We start from the raw sequence: 16,885 nt of genomic DNA, 5'->3' as shown, positions 1-16,885 counted from the left end.
CATTTTTAAGCGATTAAAAAAGCCATCTCCTTATTTTATTTCTAAATGGCATTCATTGCAATCATAAATTCCAATATACCGATTATTTTCTTTTAGTAAAAGGGTTTACCTATCAAATTAAAACGCTTACAAATTAATTTTTTATGAAAGTCGGCGTGTTCCATGCCGACTTTCATAAAAGGTTTTACTTCGTTCGTATTACTCAGTTTTTATAACTATAAAATCAAGGTTTTTCTGGAACTTTAATGTCCCCATCAACGATTTTTTGTTTGTATTCTTCTACTTTAGCTAAAACGTCTTTTGAAATATTATCTTGATGTTCAGAAAGCCCTACAGCATCTTTATCAAGACCGTATTCAATTTTAGTTCCGCCTGGGAAATCTCCAGCTTTAGCACGAGTTGCAAGGTCATCAACAGCGATATCAACGCGTTTGATTTCAGATGTAAGTGTTACATTGTAATCTTTGCCATCGTTTGCTGTAACTTTTCCTTCGTCCCATTGGTCACGGTCAACACCGATTACCCAAACAGCACGGCTAGGATCTTTTTTCTTCAAGTTTTTAGCTTCTGCAAAGACACCGTTACCAGTACCACCAGCAGCATGGAAAATTACGTCAACTCCACTTGAATACATGGAAGAAGCGATTTGTTGTCCTTTGTCTGCTTTAGCGAAATCGTTTGCATATTGCACATCAATTTGTGCGTTAGGATTAACAGCTTTTACACCAGCAGTGAAACCAGCTTCAAAACGGTCGATAACAGTTCCTTTTACCCCACCAACAAATCCAACTTTATTTGTTTTTGTTGTTAAGCCGGCTACAACACCAACTAGGTAAGAACCATCGTTATCTTTAAATCCAATACTTACTACATTATCACGGTCATCAATTGTGTCATCAACAATAGCGAATTGATTTTTAGGTTTTTGTTTAGAAACTTCTTCAATTGCATCTTTCAGTTTGTAACCAATTCCATAAATTAAATCATAGTCGCTACGAACAGCAGTGTTTAAGTTTGTTTTGTAGTCTGCTTCAGAAGCTGATTGCAAGTAGTTGTAACCATCAGTACCTTTTTCCATGTCGTTAGCTTTACCAAATTTTTGTAAGCCTTCCCATGCAGATTGGTTAAACGAACGGTCATCAACACCACCAGTATCTGTTACCATTGCTACTGTAAAATCTTTACTGCTCTTATCACTGCTACTTTTTTTATCGTCGCTGCTCGAACCACAAGCACCTAGGATAACGCCAGAAGCAATAATCATTGATAGTGCTAAAGCAAATGTACGCTTTTTCACCTTAAAACCCCTCCCGAGAGATATAATGTTAGTTAGAGCTATCTGTCAAAACAAACATTCAGGCGCGTATTAGAAAATTATGTATGGTCCCTTTTTCGGAAAACGCACAAAAACATTTAACGTCTTCTCCAACTGTTCTTAATATAACATGGAAAATAAAATAAATAAATAACCAACTTCATAAATTTTTAATGCAAATGAATTCAGAAAATTTAATTCTATCGGAATCATTCGCTTTTTCGTCAATCCTTAGGCACAAGCGCGTTAACGTGAAAAAGCAAACAATCAAATTTAGTTGCAATCCGATTTTATTCCCTTCATAATAAAAATCAATGATGAAAGGCGGGATGAAAATGACAAAAATAGGGTTTATTGGTTTTGGAAGCATGGCGTCGTTAATTGCGACTAAAATAATTGAAACTGAGGTTGCAGCTCCCGAAGAAATCATCCTTTATTCCAGTTCCGAAAACGAGCATTTTAAACAATTTTATGATAAATATCCAACCGCGGAATTAGCTAGTCATGAAGCAGAAGTATTTACAAAAGCAGCGCACAGCTTTATTTGTAAATTACCGCTTGCTGTTTTGCCAATTATAAAAGATTGTGCGGCAGTACTAACATCGGAACGTCATGTAGTTTCCATCGCGGCGGGAGTTAGCACTTCGGATATTTTGGCTATCTCTCCTGAGTTACAAATTAGTAAATTAATCCCTTCTATTACGACTGCTGTTGGCGTAGGAACCACTTTAATCGCGCATGCGGATACTGTTACTAAAACGAATAGCACTTGGTTAGAAAGCACATTTGAGCATTTTGGACATGTTATGACCATTCGCGAAGAAAATATCGATATTGCAAGTGATTTAACTAGCTCTTCCCCTGGTATTATTGCTGCTATTTTTGAGCAATTCGTGGAGGCTGCTCTTAGGAGATCTTCACTTTCGGATGCCGAAGTGTTCCAGATGATTAATTTTGCTTTAGCGGGCACATCCAAGCTGTTAGTGGAAGAAGATTATACATTTAGCGGATTGATTGAACGGGTTGCCACAAAAGGCGGTATCACAGCGGAAGGCGTGGAACTTAGCGAGTCTGAGTTACCGAAATTCTTTGATGAACTGCTTGACCGAACGCAAACAAAATATGCATCTAGTAAAAAAGAAATTCAAGCACAAAAACAGGATTTACTTTCATAAAAAAAGGTTGCGATTTTTAGTCGCAACCTTTTTTTATTCGTGTTCAGGGCTAATTTCAACATTCACTCGTCTTGGCTTGCTGCCTTCATGCGGGCCAACAACGCCTCTTTGTTCCATCTCATCAATCAATCTTGCCGCACGATTATAGCCGATTCGGAATTTTCTTTGTAACATCGAAACGGAAGCTGTTTGCATTTCTACAACAAGTTCTACCGCTTCATGATAAAGTTCATCCGTCACTTCTCCCTCAACTTCTGGAATATCATCAGGAATCATTTCTTCGCTATATTGTGCTTTTTGTTGTGAAATAACGTAATTAACAACATCTTCTACCTCTGCATCAGATAAAAAAGCTCCTTGAATCCGCGTTGGCTTACTTGATCCAACTGGCAGCAAAAGCATGTCTCCTCGTCCTAGTAATTTCTCTGCCCCACCCATATCCAAAATGGTTCTTGAGTCAATGGAACTTGATACAGCAAAAGCAATTCGAGATGGGATATTTGCTTTAATAACGCCGGTAATAACATCAACAGATGGTCGTTGCGTTGCGATAATTAAATGTATTCCCGCCGCACGTGCCATTTGCGCAAGTCGTGTAATTGCATCTTCTACATCGTTTGAAGCAACCATCATTAAATCAGCTAATTCATCTACAATAACAACGATAAATGGCAACGCTGGTTGTTTTTCATCATTGAGTTCATTTTGTTTTTTCACGTAATCGTTGTAGCCTTGCATATTACGTGTACCAGTATGTGAGAATAAATCATAGCGGCGTTCCATCTCAGCAACAACTTTTTGTAAAGCTTGTGCTGCTTTTTTAGGATTGGTTACAACGGGTGCAAGTAAATGCGGAATGCCGTTATACACATTTAGCTCGACCATTTTTGGATCAATCATCATCATTTTCACTTCATGTGGTTTAGCGCGAAGTAAAATGCTCGTAATAATACCGTTAATACAAACAGATTTCCCACTACCAGTTGCCCCTGCGACAAGTAAATGGGGCATTTTATCCAAACTAGCCATCATTGCTTCACCAGAAATATCACGACCAAGCGCGATTTGTAATTTCTCTTCTGGATTGTTTTTAGGGTTGTTTTCTAACACTTCACGTAAGGATACCATTGCCACATTTTGATTTGCTACCTCAATACCAATCGCGGATTTTCCAGGAATTGGCGCTTCGATACGGATATCTTTTGCAGCTAAAGCAAGGGCGATATCATCACTTAAAGAAACAATTTTACTTACTTTGACACCAACAGATGGCTGTACCTCGTATTTTGTAACAGCTGGTCCAAGGTGTACTTGTGTAATTTTCGCTTTTACACCAAAACTTTCAAAGGTATCTTCTAGTTTTTTAGCATTCACTTTAATTTGATCATATTCTTTACTTTGATCAGTCACTTTGGCTGGAGCTAAAATATCTACTGGCGGTAATTGATAAATCTCATTTTCAAAAGATTCTTGTTGGAACATTTCTAACGCTGGTTCTTTTTGTTCTATTTTTTCTTCTACTGGCGCTTGTTCTTGTTCCACTTTTGAGCTGAAATTAGAAATAATCGGTGGTACTTTTTCTTCTTGAACAGGCTCTATTAGATCCATTACTTCGTCTGGCTCTGCTTCTACGATTTTCTCAGCTTTCTTTTTATCTCGTTTTGCTTTTACTTCTTTGCCTTTTTCCGTTGCCACTTTTCCTTTTGTAAATAGGTAACGCACAAATTCTGTTATTTTCGCGAAAAATTGGCGGATAGAAATACCTGATACAAGGGAAAAGCCATAAATAATTAGTAGCGCAGCAATCAAATTAGTGCCGAGACGGTCTAATAAGAAGTACGTAATCGAAGTAATGACAGCTCCAATCATCCCTCCACCAACAAAGCCCACTTGATTTGGTCTAAATAGATTTTCTAGCACTAATTTCCATGTACTAGAAATAACGGACGCATTTGCCCCTAAGTTGTGAATAATAAAATACATATGTATATATGTTAAAAAACCTAAAATAATTAGATAAATCCCTACTAACCGTTTGCTAAAAAGGTGCGGCATTTTCCTTCTAATCACCATGTAACCGCCGAGTATCACACTTCCAGCAAGTAATACATAGCTTAGAAGACCAACAAACATTTCAGCCAGCGCAAAAAAACCTCGGCCAACAAAACCTAGTTGTAAAAGTCCGATAATTCCTATTGCTATCAAAACAACCCCAGTTATTTCTAAACGAAAAGAGGCTGATTGTTTTTTCTTTGAACGTGTTGACGATTTTTTTCGTCCGCTCGTTTTTTTCTTCTGTGTCGCCATTTCAAGTCCCACCCATTCCTTTTTTTGCTTGTTTTATTATAGCACATCTATTCGTTCTGTCGCTCATACTATAGCCCTATTATACAAACAAATGTTTCCTTTCGTCAAAAAACCATATATCTCGAATAAAAGATACATGGTTTTTTGTTTGTTATAGGTGTGGTGTTTTCGTGTTCATTAGCTTTCCGCCACGGACTTCTGACATACTTCCTCCGACTGCTAAGAATGCCTCTGGATCAATTTCGTCCAGAATTGCTTTCACTTTTACTTCTTCAAATCTTGAGACGATAACGAAAACTACTTTTCTTACATCGCCGGAATATCCGCCAGTTGCGTCTAAGTATGTGACCCCTTTACCAAGTTGTTCCATAATTTCTGCACCGATTTCCTCGTAATAGCGACTAATAATAAAAGCACTTTTCGATTCATCTACACCTTGAATAACAATATCAATCACTTTATATGCTAGGAAATATGTAATTAATGAATACATCGCTCGGTCCCAGTTGAACACAAGCCCTGCAATGATAAAAATGACGATATTAATAAACATAATAATTTGCCCCGTTGAAAATGGCGTCCGACCGTTGATGATAATCGAAATAATTTCAGTCCCGTCTAGCGCCCCACCATTACGAATAACAAGCCCTACGCCTAAGCCAAGCGTCATCCCGCCAAATACGGTAGCTAGCAACAAATCATCTGTCACTGGATCCATATCATGTAAAACGAGTGTCACTATCGACATGACCGCAATCCCGTACAGTGTAAATAGCGCAAATACCTTGCCGATTTTCCGGTAACCAATAATGAAAAACGGGATATTAAGTACAAAGGTCAAAACCCCTAGTGGTAGCGGTGTTAGTTGCGAAATAATAATAGAAATACCCACGACCCCGCCATCTAAAATACGGTTATTTACAAGGAAAAGCTCCAGCCCAACCCCCATTAAAATCGCCCCAAAGGTAATCATTAAAAATTTATAAACAAACCACTTTAACCTTTTTCTGCGTTCTTGTTTTACTTTTTTTAAAGCTAGTTCTTCCATAAACGATTCATTTATTTGCACATAGCTCACGCCCAATCCTTACTTCATTCTTTATTTTAGGCAATGAAAACAAGATTCGTTTCCATCAACAAAATTTTCGCTTCATATTTAATAAGTATACCATAGCTGTTTTGTACTTGTACATATAGTTAATAATAAGAAGCATTTATTTTGCAGTTCGGTTACTTGCCAGTCTGAATTTGCTATAGTATAGTATTAATGCGCAAACTTGTGGAGAATTATTCTTACACATGAAATACATTTTGAAGGGTGATAAGATTATGAGTGACTATCAAGTGTTGTTATATTACAAATACACAACGATTGATGATCCAGAAACTTTTGCAAAAGAGCATCTTGCGGCTTGCAAAGAAATGGAATTGAAAGGCCGGATTTTGGTGGCGTCTGAGGGGATTAATGGCACCGTTTCTGGAACAGTAGAAGCAACAAACAAGTATATCGAATACATGGCAAATGACGCTCGCTTCGCTGATATGGTTTTTAAAATTGATGCAGCTGACTCTCATGCGTTTAAGAAGATGCATGTTAGACCTCGTACTGAAATTGTTAGTTTAAGTTTAGAAGAAGATGTAAATCCGTTAGAAGTAACTGGGACTTACTTAGAACCAGCTGAGTTTCGGGAAGCCCTTTTGGACGAAGAAACAGTGATTTTAGATGCTCGAAACGATTATGAATTTGATATTGGTCATTTCCGCGGCGCTGTCCGTCCAGATATTCAAAATTTCCGCGAGTTGCCAGCTTGGATTGAAGATAATCGTGAGCAACTTGCAGACAAAAAAATCGTAACCTACTGTACTGGCGGCATTCGTTGTGAGAAATTTTCTGGTTGGTTAAAAACAGCTGGTTTTGACGATGTTAGTCAACTACACGGCGGGATTGCCACTTACGGCAAAAATGAAGAAACACAAGGAGAACTTTGGGACGGTCAAATGTACGTTTTTGATGAGCGGATCGCGGTTCCGATTAATCAAGTAAATCCTACCATTGTTGGGAAAGATTACTTTGACGGCACACCTTGCGAACGTTACATTAATTGTGCTAATCCGTACTGTAATAAGCAAATCCTTGCTTCTACACAAAACGAAGAAAAATATTTGCGTAGTTGTTCGCATGATTGCCGCGTTCATCCAGCAAATCTTTATACGAAAAATTTATCTAAAGAAGAATTCACAGAACGTCTTCAAGCAATTGATGAAACTTTACCAGAAATGGTTCAATAAATAAAAAACCAGCTTTGCTAAATAAATAGCAGCTGGTTTTTATTTTCTATTCGCAAGTCCGATTAAATCAATTCCACGTAAGTTTCCCCAGTTAGCAAGTTCGCCACTGATGATTAACGGGGTTGTCTTTAGTTCCGCGATATTTTTGGCATCCGCTAAAACAAATAAGCCACGTAGCTGTTCTTTCCAAAGTTCGAGTTTTTCGATGGTTTTTGTTGTGCCGTCTTTTTTTAGTGCATAGATAATTTGTCCAGCCATACCAACGCTATCTGCTCCAAGTGCCAAAGCTTTCACGATATCTAGTGGATTTCGAATGCCACCTGATGCTAAGTAAGCTATCTTCGGTGCATCGGCGTGTTGCATATCGATTAATGCTTGCCCTGTCGAAATACCCCAATCAAGTAAAAAGTCATAGGCTTGGTCACGGCGACGATCGTTTTCAATTTGCGCAAAATTCGTTCCACCTTTTCCAGCTAAATCGACTGTTTCTACACCAACTTCAGCTAATGTCTTAACGGTTTCTCTCGTCATACCAAAGCCAACTTCTTTCACAACAACTGGTACTGGTGAAAGTTTTACATACTCTTCTATTCTTGTCAGCCAGTGACTGAAAGCTCGGTCGCCTTCTTGCATAACTAATTCTTGCGCCGGATTAATATGAACTTGCAGGGCATTCGCCTCTAACATTTCGACTGCACGCAAGCCGTCTGAAATTGCCACTTCTGGACTGACATTCGCTAAAATTACGCCATTTGGATTAATTTCTCTCACAATTTTATACGTATCTATGAGTGAACTATTTTTTAGAGCTGCAGACTGCGAACCAACGGCCATTGGGATAGCTACTTCACGCGCTATTTCAGCAAGTTCAGCATTGATCTTCTTCGTATGCCGACTGCCCCCTGTCATCGCATTAATATAAAATGGGAACGGAACATTTGTCCCAAAAATGGTAGTTGTTAAATCAATATCTTTTACATTATAGCGCGGGATAGACGTTCCGATTAGCTGGATATCTTCTAAACTTGATGGCGCTAACCGCTCATTTTGTTTTACGCCAAGAGCAACGTGTTCGTCTTTTCGACGTTCTCTTAATAGGTCATCGTTCTTCTGCATGTGTTAATCCTCCAAAAAATAACTAATTTCTTTTCGCCTCAAGCAAACGTTAAAACATTTTTAAAAATTGTTTCTCGCTCATCAGGAGTTGGTTGATATACTTCCCCGTCTAAAAATAAGATAAGCCCGTGAAATGTTTGAATATCATCTTCACAGTCCTCACAATATTCCACTTCTTCTTCGTTCCAAGCAGCAAGCAAACAATCTTTTTTTGTTTGATGGTTAGGATAATTCCGCAGTAAGTCCTCTGCTAATTCTTGGTACTTCAGAAAAGCTGCTTCTTTATCAGAAAAAGAATATTCTGCTTGAATGGATGTTTCCCACTCCTCGAAAAACCACCAAGGCTCGTATTCTCCTTTAGTTAGATAGACATTCCATTTTGTCATATCAAAAACTCCCAACAGTAAATATAATACACCTATTATAGCATAAGCTTTCTCGAAATACCGGAATGCAAATTTTTGAAAGTAACGGCAAAAAAAGATACACTGGTAGTGAGGAAAAATAAAAGGAGTTGGTTTTGCCATGGCTAGAGATACAGCGATTTTGAGAGTAACTGGATTTGTGCAGGGTGTTGGATTTCGTTACACCACAAAACATGTCGCTTACAAATACGATATTAGTGGAACAGTGAAAAATTTAGACGATGGTTCCGTTGAAATCCATGCAATTGCAGAAGAAGAAAACTTAAATAAATTTATCGATGCAATAAAAAAAGGACCTTCCCCCGGTTGCCGCATCGAGCATGTTTACATTTATAAAGGGGCGCCTGTAGAAGAACGAAAAACGTTTGATATCGTTTATTAAAATTCCAAAAATAGTAGTTGTGCTATAGCTCTTTTTGCATTATAGTTAATGAGTACTAAAACCTTGAAAGGAGCGACTGCGTGGCATGATTTCCATTTTGCAAATCTTACTTGAACCAGAATTCATTTCACTCACAGTGACGTTTTTATTAATGTTGACGATCTTCAGTTATTGGTCGGCAATTACATTATTAAAACCGAAAATGGTGCTACCCGCTGACGCTATCTGCTTAAAGCCAGTAAAGATTTCACTTCGAGCACATTTTTATAGAAACTCGCCGAATTTTATTATTAATTGGCTGGCGATAACTAGGAAATGTAGCGCCATCACTGATGATGAAGACAGCTTTTCATTTTCCAACATATAAAGTGATTATTTTACTATTTAGGAGGAAAATGAAACATTGAAAAAGAAAAATATTATTTTAATTAGCGTTTTACTCGGTGCTCTACTATTACTTACAGGTTGTAGTATGGACCCGTCACAAAATACAGATGGTTTTTTCAGCACTTACCTGATTCAACCATTTACTAGCTTCATTGTGACTGTTGCAAAGTTTGTTGGTGGTAATTACGGGATCGCGATTATTATTACAACGCTCCTTATCCGTGCGCTAATTATGCCGCTAAACTTACGTACTGCCAAAGCTCAAATGGGTATGCAATCGAAAATGGCTGTTGCTAAACCGGAAATCGACGAAATTCAAGCGCGTTTAAAACGTGCTACATCGAAAGAAGAACAAGCAACTATCCAAAAAGAAATGATGACTGTGTATTCCAAGTATAATATCAATCCAATGCAAATGGGTTGTTTACCACTACTTATTCAAATGCCGATTTTGATGGCGTTCTATTATGCGATTCGCGGTTCATCTGAAATTGCGGAACACACATTCTTATGGTTTAACCTAGGTACACCGGATATGGTGCTTGCGGTTATCGCCGGCCTTGTCTATCTAGCACAATATTTTGTTTCAATGATTGGTTATTCACCAGAACAAAAGAAACAAATGAAAATTATCGGTTTAATGTCACCAATTATGATTTTGTTCGTTTCCTTTACAGCTCCTTCTGCTCTAGCATTATACTGGGCTGTCGGCGGACTCTTCTTAGCAGGTCAAACATTACTAACGAAAAAACTTTACATGAATAAACATCCAGAAATTAAAGTAATGGAACAAGAAGAAAAAGAATTTGAACAAATCGTGGAAGAACAAAAGAAAGAAAAATAAAAGAAACCGCAACCTCGTCATAAGGTTGCGGTTTTTCTATTTGGATTTTGGTTCAATATATGGAAGTGTGATTTTGATGGTTGTGCCTTTATCTGGCTCGCTAACAGCATTAATCGTTCCTAAATATCCTTCGACTAATTGTTTAGCAATCGCAAGTCCGAGACCATTACCGCCTTTTTCACGGCTTCTAGCTTTATCTACACGATAGAAACGATTAAAAATCTTGTCAATTTCTTCTTGTGAGATACCTTCCCCGTAATCACGCACATCGATATGGATTTGCTTTTGTTCTTTATAAACATGCATATCCACTTCTGTGCCATCACCCGAATACTTCACGGCGTTGTCCATAATAATAATTAAGATTTGCTCTAAATGATTATGCTGAATAAGCGCTCGTAAATCCGTATCATCTTCTTTTAAAGTAAAAGTGAAATTCTCATACATAACTTCAAAATTACGTCTTACTTGCTCCACTGTCGCATTTACATCCGTAATTTGTAATTCTTTTGTTTGTGAAATTTGTTCTGCTCTGGATAAGTCAAGCATTTCTTGTACTAATTTTTTCATGCGTTCGAGTTCTGTTAAAGAAGCATTTAATGATTCATCAAGTACCGCCGGATCATCTTTTCCCCAGCGAGTCAGTAGTTTTAAATGGCCTTCCATAATTTGAACAGGCGTCCGTAATTCATGGGAAGCATCCTCAACAAATTGTTTTTGCTGTTCAAAACTTGTCTCGATGCGCGTCATCATATCATTAAAGACGACGGTCAATTCGCCGATTTCATCTCGAGAATTCGTTTGCGTTTCGATGCGTTTTTGGAAACCATTTTTACGGATATCGTTCATGGAGCGCGCTAAACGAGTGAGCGGGTTCAAGAAGTTTTGAGCTAACAAGTAGCCGAGCATTCCACTAATAAAGAGCGCCACTGCTCCGAGTAAAATCATCGTAACAAGCAGTCGATCCATCATCCGATTATAGGAAGTGAGCGGGTTTACGACTTGCGCATAACCAATCACGGTCGTATTATCGTCCGCGACAATCGGCATTTGCGCCGTCATCATCTTCTGCCCATCAATCGTTGGTTTATTCATAATAAATTTATCCGTGCCGCTAACAAAATACTGCGAAAAATCAATACTAGTGATATCTTGGTTTCTAGAAAAATAATACTTATTAATAAAATGGCCATCTTTATCATAGAGATTAATCACCTGATCTTGCAACTTGCGGTTAACGGTTTTATCGTTGTTAAATAAATATTTAATTTCCTCATTGTCGGTTAAATCTTGATTTGTTAACGTACTTGTTGTCGCTAGAAGCAGTTCTTTTACTTCCGGTTCTTCTTCATTTAGCAACATTTGCCCAATCCCTTGATAAATCGCATAGGAAAATAAGAAAAATGTTAGAAAAATCGCTGCACTAGCTCCAAAAGTCCATTTAAATTTCAACGAACGACTTTTTAAGGAGAATGGGCTAGTTGTCATGTACGCATCACATACCCTGTCCCGCGAACTGTTTGGATGTAACTTTCTTCGTCAGGATGATCAATTTTATTTCGTAAGTAACGAACGTATACATCTACTACATTCGTTTCTACTTCTGTTTCATAGCCCCAAACTTTATTGAGCAGCACTTCTCGTGTTAAAACGATATTGACATTTTCCATTAATGTAAGTAAAAGTTCGTACTCTCGTTTGGTTAAGTCAATGATTTCTTCATCGCGTTTAACAATTCGATTTTCTTTTTCAACGATTAAGTTTCGGTATTGAAGCGTCGTTTGTTTAGCAGATTGCTCTGCATTTTCCACTCGGCGTAATAGCGAACGAAGACGTGCTAGTAATTCTTCAATCGCAAAAGGTTTAACGATATAATCATCTGCTCCGTGGTCAAGTCCTGATACACGGTCAATGACAGAGTCACGTGCGGTTATCATAATAATAGGTGTTTGTTTTACTTGACGTACACGACGGCAAACTTCTACACCGTTTAAATGCGGCAACATTAAATCAAGTAAAATTGCATCCCATTCTTCATTTAATGCAAGTTCGAGTCCAGCACGACCATCATTAGCGACTGCCGTTTCATAATTTTCATGTTGTAATTCTAATTCAATAAAGCGCGCTAAGTTTTTTTCATCTTCTACGATTAATATTCTATTCATTTGGCCTAACCCTCTCTTTCGGTCATTACACTATATTCCTATTACTATTGTAACGAACTTTGGCTCAAAAACAACTAATAACAGCGCATAAATAGATATTTCCTGTATTTTTTAGTACTTTACCATGATTTACTAATTCAAATCTCATAAAAAAAGCACCCACTCGTGAAAGTGGATGCCGTATTTTTAAATCAATCTTCTACTTGTGGCCATTCAGTATGGAATACGCCTGGTTTGTCGATTCTTTCATACGTATGAGCGCCAAAGTAGTCGCGTTGTGCTTGAATTAGATTTGCAGATAATACTTCCGAACGGTAGCTGTCGTAGTAGCTGATTGCTGCAGTGAATGTTGGCACTGGAATTCCAGCTTTTACTGCTTCTGCAACAACTGTACGAAGGTCGCCTTGGTAGTTATGCGCGATATCTTTGAAATAAGGATCTAATAGCAAGTTTTTAAGGTTTTTATCTTGGTTATAAGCATCTGTAATTTTTTGTAGGAAACGAGCACGGATAATACAACCAGCGCGGAAAATTTTCGCGATTTCGCCGTATTGTAAATCCCAGTTGTACTCTTCGCTAGCAGCTCTCATTTGAGCAAAACCTTGTGCATAAGATGCGATTTTGCTGAAGTAAAGTGCGCGGCGAACAGATTCAACAAATTCTTTTTTGTCGCCTTCAAAATGATAGTTAGATGGACCATTTAAAACAGTGCTTGCATAAACGCGTTCGTCTTTAAGTGCAGAGATATAACGAGCAAATACAGATTCTGTAATTAAGGAAAGTGGAACACCTAAGTCAAGTGCGCTTTGGCTTGTCCATTTACCAGTTCCTTTTTGGCCAGCTTTATCAAGAATAACATCAACAATTGGTTTGCCTGTTTCTTCGTCTTTTACTTTTAGGATATTTTTAGTGATCTCGATTAAATAGCTATCAAGTTCGCCGTTATTCCATTCTTCAAATACATCAGCAAGTTCATCGTGGCTTAATCCACCAATTTCTTTCAAAATCGTGTAAGCTTCTGCAATTAATTGCATATCGCCGTATTCGATACCGTTATGCACCATTTTAACGTAATGTCCGGCACCATCTGGACCAATATAAGTCACACAAGGTTCTCCGTCTGCTACTGCAGCAATTTCACGTAAAATAGGGGCTACAAGGTCATATGCCTTGCGTTGACCACCTGGCATGATGGAAGGGCCTTTAAGTGCACCTTCTTCTCCGCCTGATACACCAGTTCCGATGAAGTTAAATCCTTCTTCGCTTAGTTCTTTATTACGACGAATCGTATCTTTAAAGAATGCATTACCACCATCGATTAAAATATCGCCTTCGTTTAAGAAAGGTTTAACTGCTTCAATCATCATATCTGTAGCATCGCCAGCTTTTACCATAATAAGGATACGGCGAGGCACTTCAAGAGATTCGACAAATTCCTCTAAACTATAAGTTGGTACTAATTTTTTGTCCGCATTTTCTTCCATAACCGCTTTCGTTTTTTCAGTAGAACGGTTAAAAATAGATACTGTATGACCGCGGCTTTCAATATTTAGAGCCAAGTTGCGGCCCATAACGCCCATTCCTATAACGCCAATTTCTTGTTTTGCCATTTTGCACTTCTTCCTTTCCGGTTTATTAAGGCAGAAAAATCTGTCTTACTTCAACATGACACATAAAAGTATCAACATCATTTACTATATCAAAGAATTGCTTCTTGGACAATGAATCAATCCGAATTATTTGACTTTTTTTCATTAATTTAGCTTTCTGAGTAAAATTTTCTCATTTTTGGCGGATTCTGCTAGGTCAATCACGAGCTGTGTAAGTTTTTCTAACTGCCTGACGGAAATCGTTTCTTTGTCTGTGTGGGCATTTTCATATCCCGCCGACAAGAGCATTGTTGGGACACCCTTTTCATTTAATACATTCGCATCAGTTCCGCCTTCTAACAGGATTTCATGTGTTTCTAAAGAGCGTTTTTTGGCAGCTTTTTGAAAAATATTCATAAGTGGATGCTTGGAGCGAATATGATACCCTTCGTAAATCAGTTTCGTATCATGCGTTAATATCGCGCCATACTTTTCGCAGGTTTGCGCAAAACGTTCTCTAATTGTTTGAATATGCAGAAGCGCTTTACGAAAACTAGCCGCTGAAGTAAACAGAACTTCTAATTGGGCATCTTGCTCATTTTCATCATTTATCCCACCAGAAAACGACTGAATTTCCCATTTATTTTCTCGGTCAATTCGGCCTGGTCGTGTTGCATGTAGCGCCATTCTAGCAATGGAAATTGGTGACATTTGCGTAGCATCAGAACTCGCAATCGTAAATTCCATCGTAACTAGCGTACTTGCTTGCAATTGATAACTGCCTACTTCGCCTGGCGCATCTAAACAATATCCGTATGCAGCTGTAATTTTTTCTTCCGGAAACAACCGCATCCCGATCATTCCGAGTTCCTCTTTTGTTGTAAAAATGAATTCAATTTCCCCGTGTGGTGTTTTTTCGGTGCAAAAATAATCAATTGCCGCTAACATGGCTGCAACAGCTGCTTTATCATCTGCGCCTAAAGAAGTCCCATTTGTAGCAGTAAATACATCTTGCTCGATTTGAAAAACAGGCGCGGCGGCAGTTGGATGCGTATCGACATGACTGCAGAAAAATATTGTTGGAAATTTTTCTCTAGTTGCCGGAATTCGCGCAATCAAGCCATAATTTTCGTCTAAACTATAGGGAATATCTAATTTGGTTAAATGTTTTTTTATGTAAGTTAAAATAGCTTTTTCTTTCCCAGAAACGGATGGGATTTGGATTAATTCGGTAAAATATTTTTTAACATTGGCTATCATCTTATTTTCACCTACATTCTTCCTATTTGCCTAAAAAAATCAAGAAATCACTTGAAATTTGCTTTAATTATCAGTAAGATGGATATATCTGAAATGCTTTATGAGAGGAGTTTTCTTCCGCAATGACTAATAAAAAAGTAGTTCGCGTTGTCGTTATTTTAATGTTAATCGCGATTGTATTATCCAGCGTTTTAACCGGGTTATTAATGTTTTTATAAGTATCCGTCGTCTGAGCCAATTTGGTTCAGACTTTTTTTATTTTTTCCCTCAAAAAAAGAGCAGCACCCGAAAGTACTACCCAAGACATCTAGGGAGTTTAGGGGTATGGATCTAGATGTACTAAACAATACCCGCTAAACCTAGATTAAAACATCTTTAATACAACGCTGTATTTTCTTTGGAAATTTTTTCGACATTGGCTTTAATTGCTTGTAAGAATTTCCCTGCTAGTAAGCCATCTAAAATACGGTGGTCGATGGATAGGCATAGGTTAACCATATCGCGTACGGCAATCATATCATCAATAATGACAGGACGCTTAACAATCGATTCTACTTGAAGAATCGCTGCTTGCGGATGGTTAATAATTCCCATAGATTGAACAGAACCAAATGAACCAGTACTGTTTACGGTGAAAGTACCACCTTCCATGTCCGCTTGGCTTAGTTTGCCAGCACGTGCTTTTCCGGCAAGTTCGCTGATTTCGCGAGCAATGCCTTTAATGGATTTTTCATCCGCATTTTTAATGACTGGAACATATAATAAATCGCCGGCCGCAATAGCAATGGAAATATTGATATTGGCGTGCTCAATGATTTTATCTCCTGCCCACGTACTGTTAAGTTGCGGGAATTCTTTTAAGGCTTGTGCAACAGCTTTGATGAAAAAGGCGAAATAAGTTAACGAGTAACCTTCCTCTTTTTTGAAGCTATCTTTGACTGCATTACGGTAGCGAACAAGTCCAGTTGCATCTACTTCCACCATCATCCATGCGTGCGGGATTTCTTGCTTGCTGACGCTCATATGTTTCGCAATAGCTTTTCTTACGCCATTAATTGGAATTTCTTTATCGCCGGCAGCTGAACGTACGGGAGTTGGAGTGGCTGTTTTTGCTTCTGGCGTGCTTTTCACTTCTGCTTTAGCGGCTACTGGGCCATTTTCGATGACTTGAAGTAAATCTTTTCTTGTAATTCTGCCACCTTTACCAGTGCCTTCTACGGTTGATAAATCAATATTATTTTCACCAGCAATTCGAAGTACAGCTGGTGAAAATCTTCCGCTAGCTGGTGCTTCTGCTAATTTAACTTGTTTCGTTTCTTGTTTTTCAGGCGCTTTAGTTTCTGCCTTTTCTACTTCAGCAACTGGCTCTGAACTGCCTGCCTCTACTGTTTCGATTGTGCAAATCACTTCGCCTACTTCTAACGTTTCATCTTCTTCGGCTAAAATTTCTTTGATTGTCCCGCTAAAAGAAGATGGGATTTCAGCTGTTACTTTGTCAGTTAAAACTTCCGCGATAGCATCATATTTTTCGACTGTATCGCCTGGTTTCACTAACCATGAGCTAATCGTTCCTTCTGTTACACTTTCCCCTAATTTGGGCATGGTGATTTTTTCAACTGCCACGGGTCTTC

Annotated in this window: 16 protein-coding genes; 6 read left to right on the top strand and 10 right to left on the bottom strand. The window is 38.3% G+C overall.

Annotation, left to right across the window (positions count from 1 at the left end):
- Nucleotides 1–223: 223 nt before the first annotated feature.
- Complete coding sequence (locus HCX62_RS05545) at nucleotides 224–1,297, bottom strand: BMP family lipoprotein (RefSeq protein ID WP_185391325.1); 1,074 nt, start codon at nucleotides 1,295–1,297, stop codon at nucleotides 224–226.
- A 353-nt stretch (nucleotides 1,298–1,650) separates the two neighbouring features.
- Between HCX62_RS05545 and proG the strand changes: the two genes are divergently transcribed.
- Complete coding sequence (proG, locus tag HCX62_RS05540; protein WP_185637525.1) at nucleotides 1,651–2,490, top strand: pyrroline-5-carboxylate reductase ProG; 840 nt, start codon at nucleotides 1,651–1,653, stop codon at nucleotides 2,488–2,490.
- Nucleotides 2,491–2,523: 33 nt separating this feature from the next.
- Here proG and HCX62_RS05535 read toward each other — a convergent pair whose 3' ends face one another.
- On the bottom strand, nucleotides 2,524–4,797 hold the full coding sequence (locus HCX62_RS05535) for an FtsK/SpoIIIE family DNA translocase (protein WP_185637523.1): 2,274 nt from the start codon (nucleotides 4,795–4,797) through the stop codon (nucleotides 2,524–2,526).
- A 151-nt stretch (nucleotides 4,798–4,948) separates the two neighbouring features.
- On the bottom strand, nucleotides 4,949–5,875 hold the full coding sequence (locus tag HCX62_RS05530; RefSeq protein ID WP_185637521.1) for a YitT family protein: 927 nt from the start codon (nucleotides 5,873–5,875) through the stop codon (nucleotides 4,949–4,951).
- Between the two features lie 251 nt (nucleotides 5,876–6,126).
- On the opposite strand from HCX62_RS05530, the gene trhO reads away from it, so the two are divergent.
- Nucleotides 6,127–7,086 carry an oxygen-dependent tRNA uridine(34) hydroxylase TrhO gene (gene trhO / locus HCX62_RS05525; RefSeq protein WP_185502202.1) on the top strand — a complete coding sequence of 320 codons (960 nt, stop codon included), beginning with the start codon at nucleotides 6,127–6,129 and terminating at the stop codon, nucleotides 7,084–7,086.
- A 39-nt stretch (nucleotides 7,087–7,125) separates the two neighbouring features.
- Here trhO and fni read toward each other — a convergent pair whose 3' ends face one another.
- Together fni and HCX62_RS05515 are read right to left on the bottom strand one after the other, a co-directional pair.
- On the bottom strand, nucleotides 7,126–8,202 hold the full coding sequence (gene fni, locus HCX62_RS05520) for a type 2 isopentenyl-diphosphate Delta-isomerase (protein WP_185637520.1): 1,077 nt from the start codon (nucleotides 8,200–8,202) through the stop codon (nucleotides 7,126–7,128).
- A gap of 38 nt (nucleotides 8,203–8,240) precedes the next feature.
- Nucleotides 8,241–8,588: a DUF1033 family protein gene (locus HCX62_RS05515; protein ID WP_185637519.1), complete on the bottom strand. Its 348-nt coding sequence runs from the start codon at nucleotides 8,586–8,588 to the stop codon at nucleotides 8,241–8,243.
- Nucleotides 8,589–8,727: 139 nt separating this feature from the next.
- Here HCX62_RS05515 and HCX62_RS05510 point away from each other — a divergent pair, with 139 nt between their 5' ends.
- The 3 genes from HCX62_RS05510 to yidC all read left to right on the top strand — a co-directional run bounded on the left by HCX62_RS05510 (nucleotide 8,728) and on the right by yidC (nucleotide 10,240).
- Nucleotides 8,728–9,009: an acylphosphatase gene (locus HCX62_RS05510; protein ID WP_003722507.1), complete on the top strand. Its 282-nt coding sequence runs from the start codon at nucleotides 8,728–8,730 to the stop codon at nucleotides 9,007–9,009.
- 85 nt (nucleotides 9,010–9,094) lie between these two features.
- A complete protein-coding gene (locus HCX62_RS05505) occupies nucleotides 9,095–9,376 on the top strand; it encodes a hypothetical protein (RefSeq protein ID WP_185637517.1) in 282 nt (93 codons plus the stop codon).
- Between the two features lie 36 nt (nucleotides 9,377–9,412).
- A complete protein-coding gene (gene yidC, locus HCX62_RS05500) occupies nucleotides 9,413–10,240 on the top strand; it encodes a membrane protein insertase YidC (protein WP_185637515.1) in 828 nt (275 codons plus the stop codon).
- 36 nt (nucleotides 10,241–10,276) lie between these two features.
- Here the strand turns inward: yidC and HCX62_RS05495 are convergent, their stop codons facing one another.
- The 4 genes from HCX62_RS05495 to HCX62_RS05480 all read right to left on the bottom strand — a co-directional run bounded on the left by HCX62_RS05495 (nucleotide 10,277) and on the right by HCX62_RS05480 (nucleotide 15,254).
- On the bottom strand, nucleotides 10,277–11,728 hold the full coding sequence (locus HCX62_RS05495) for a HAMP domain-containing sensor histidine kinase (RefSeq protein ID WP_185391317.1): 1,452 nt from the start codon (nucleotides 11,726–11,728) through the stop codon (nucleotides 10,277–10,279).
- Nucleotides 11,725–12,405: a response regulator transcription factor gene (locus tag HCX62_RS05490; protein ID WP_003719652.1), complete on the bottom strand. Its 681-nt coding sequence runs from the start codon at nucleotides 12,403–12,405 to the stop codon at nucleotides 11,725–11,727. Before HCX62_RS05490 ends, HCX62_RS05495 begins: the two co-directional genes overlap by 4 nt.
- A 191-nt stretch (nucleotides 12,406–12,596) precedes the next feature.
- Nucleotides 12,597–14,015, bottom strand: coding sequence for an NADP-dependent phosphogluconate dehydrogenase (gnd, locus tag HCX62_RS05485; RefSeq protein WP_185637513.1), 1,419 nt, complete (start codon nucleotides 14,013–14,015; stop codon nucleotides 12,597–12,599).
- 144 nt (nucleotides 14,016–14,159) lie between these two features.
- Nucleotides 14,160–15,254 (bottom strand): M20/M25/M40 family metallo-hydrolase, encoded by a 1,095-nt coding sequence (locus HCX62_RS05480; protein WP_185637511.1) that lies wholly within the window; start codon nucleotides 15,252–15,254, stop codon nucleotides 14,160–14,162.
- 122 nt (nucleotides 15,255–15,376) lie between these two features.
- Here HCX62_RS05480 and prli42 point away from each other — a divergent pair, with 122 nt between their 5' ends.
- Entirely contained in the window at nucleotides 15,377–15,472 is a 96-nt protein-coding gene (prli42, locus tag HCX62_RS05475) for a stressosome-associated protein Prli42 (protein WP_087942097.1), read from the top strand.
- Nucleotides 15,473–15,629: 157 nt separating this feature from the next.
- Here the strand turns inward: prli42 and HCX62_RS05470 are convergent, their stop codons facing one another.
- Nucleotides 15,630–16,877 (bottom strand): dihydrolipoamide acetyltransferase family protein, encoded by a 1,248-nt coding sequence (locus tag HCX62_RS05470; RefSeq protein WP_185637509.1) that lies wholly within the window; start codon nucleotides 16,875–16,877, stop codon nucleotides 15,630–15,632.
- Between the last annotated feature and the right edge of the window lie 8 nt (nucleotides 16,878–16,885).

It is taken from the genome of Listeria swaminathanii (genome assembly GCF_014229645.1).
GTDB classification, from domain to species: Bacteria; Bacillota; Bacilli; order Lactobacillales; family Listeriaceae; genus Listeria; species Listeria swaminathanii.
This window is presented reverse-complemented; position numbering and strand designations above follow the sequence as displayed.